At 61.2% G+C, this 2,240-nt stretch carries 3 protein-coding genes; 2 read left to right on the forward strand and 1 reads right to left on the reverse strand.

Translation table 11 applies throughout. The features are described from left to right. Both FEM54_RS30900 and FEM54_RS30905 read left to right on the forward strand, forming a co-directional pair. Positions 1-1,027, forward strand: a 1,027-nt coding sequence (locus FEM54_RS30900; RefSeq protein WP_138454104.1) for a c-type cytochrome, incomplete at its 5' end; no start/stop codon positions are given. A 314-nt stretch (positions 1,028-1,341) separates the two neighbouring features. Beyond that, entirely contained in the window at positions 1,342-1,695 is a 354-nt protein-coding gene (locus tag FEM54_RS30905; protein ID WP_017135479.1) for a hypothetical protein, read from the forward strand. A gap of 145 nt (positions 1,696-1,840) precedes the next feature. Here the strand turns inward: FEM54_RS30905 and FEM54_RS30910 are convergent. Then, a partial coding sequence (locus tag FEM54_RS30910; RefSeq protein ID WP_138454105.1) for a YoaK family protein occupies positions 1,841-2,240 on the reverse strand: 400 nt, incomplete at its 5' end.

Below are 2,240 nucleotides of genomic sequence, written 5' to 3' on the forward strand. Positions count from 1 at the left end.
GTACAGCAGCAATATCACCCCAGACGTGAAAACCGGCATCGGCGCCTGGTCCTACCCGGCATTCGAGCGGGCGATGCGTGACGGCATTGGCCGCGATGGACGCAACCTGTACCCGGCGTTTCCCTACACGGCGTTTCGCAATATCAATGATGCCGACCTGCAGGCGTTGTATGCCTACCTGATGTCCCAGGCGCCGGTGAGCCAGGCGCCGACGCCGAATGCCATGCGCTTTCCGTTTAATATCCGACCATTGATGGCCGGCTGGAATGCACTGAACCTGCGGCGGGGTGAAATCACCCCGCAGCCTGAGCGCAGCGAGCAATGGAATCGCGGCAATTACTTGGTCAATGGCCTCGGGCACTGCGCCGCGTGCCACTCGCCGCGCAACCTGATGGGTGCGCAGAAGGGCGGCAAATCCTTTCTGGCCGGGGGCATGGTCGATGGCTGGGAGGCGCCCGCATTGAAGGGCTTGTCCAAGGCACCGACGCCGTGGACCGAGGACCAGTTGTTCAACTACCTGAGCACTGGCTATTCCGATGCCCATGGCGTGGCGGCGGGCCCGATGGGGCCGGTGGTGAGTGAGTTGTCAAAGCTGCCCAAGGCCGATATTCGTGCGATGGCGGTGTACCTGGCGTCACTTAATGGCGAGGCCAATGCCGAGGCGCAAACGGTGGCGACGGCGCCGCTGCCCAACCCCAATGGCCGACGTGTATTCGAAGGCTCATGCAAAGCCTGTCATGCCGATGGCCTGGGGCCGAAGCTGTTCGGGGTGAGCCCGTCATTGGCGACCAATACCAATGTGTTCAGCGACCAGCCGGATAATTTGATCAAGGTGATTTTGCAAGGGATCAGCAGCCCGGCGACCCGGGACTTGGGGTATATGCCGGGCTTCAAGGACAGCCTGTCGAATGGCCAGGTGGCGGATCTGATCGACTACCTGCGCGGGCAATTTGCGCCGAATGCGCCGGCGTGGAAAGGCCTGGAACAAAAGGTAGCGCACTTGCGCGCTAACCCCGGCACGCACTGACAGAACGCGGTTAAAACTGTGGGAGCTGGCTCTGCTGTTGCTGTTGCTCTGGCCCTTGCATCCTTTTCGCCGGCGAAGTCAGCGGTCTCTTGATCTGCGTTTTTGATCTTGATCTGAAATCGTCCCCCCAAATCACTAAAAATAACCAGGCAAAAAAAAGCCCGCGGGAGAGCGGGCAGAAGGGATACTTCTTAAAAATGAGCCTGCCGACTATAGGTGCCAGGCGCCCCTTTTACAGTGAAACAAAATTCATGCACGCATCAGACAATCACCGGAGAGTGGTAGAGTCGCATTTTTTTCAAGGAAGCGATGGCATGCGAAAGCTGGTAATTGGCGCATTGACAGTGGCCGCACTGTCTGGCTGTGCGGGCTCGAAGATGAAGGACGCGCGCAGCGGCCAGCCCTACAAGACCCTTGCGTCGGACAAGGCCACATTGGTGGTTGCCCAATGCATCCAGTTCGGCTGGCAGGACGAGGCCGTGTTCGGCGTGGATGCCGGTGGCTTCAAAGAGCCGCTCGAAACAGGCGGTTTTACCGTCTACACCACGGGCGGTGACTACTTTGCCGATGTGCGAGTAGCCGGTGGCGGCTCCAGCGTCAAATACTATGCCGCCCAGGACACGATGCCGGCCAAGCGGCGGTTGGCCGCACTGGCCACCTGTCTGTAGGCTGTCTCCTTAGCATTTTTCGGAAATGCCCGGCGGGACAGCCGCCGGACATTGGCCTATTATTCCTCCCGCTCGCTCGACGCGATGGCTCTTTACCAGTACACGGACGTCGAGGCCTGATCGTCGAGCGGGCCTCGTTTCCTTCCTATCGCGGCATGTAGCCCAAGTGCCAGCGCCGGGGAATCTTCAGTGACACCAGCCCCAGCACGGCGGCCAATGCGCCACTCACCAGGAGCGCCTTGAGCCCGAGCTGGTGCTCCAGCACCGCGCCGATCACGGCGCCCACGAACATGCCGACCCACGGCACCAGTTGCACCCGCCAACCGTTACGCCGCTCCCCCATTATCCAGCGCCCCAACCCGCGACCAAAACGTGAGAGCGCGCCGGTCACATAGGTCAGGCCCACCGGCAAACCGTTGACCTCTTCCACCGCCGCATTGAGCATGCCCATGGCCAGGATCGCCGCCAGCAGCGCCGGCAACGTATCGTCGAAGGGCCACAGCGCCGCGCCGCACAACAAGGCGGCGATGCACAGCAGCAAAGGC

Origin of the sequence: Pseudomonas edaphica (assembly GCF_005863185.1) — a bacterium.
Lineage (GTDB): Bacteria > Pseudomonadota > Gammaproteobacteria > Pseudomonadales > Pseudomonadaceae > Aquipseudomonas > Aquipseudomonas edaphica.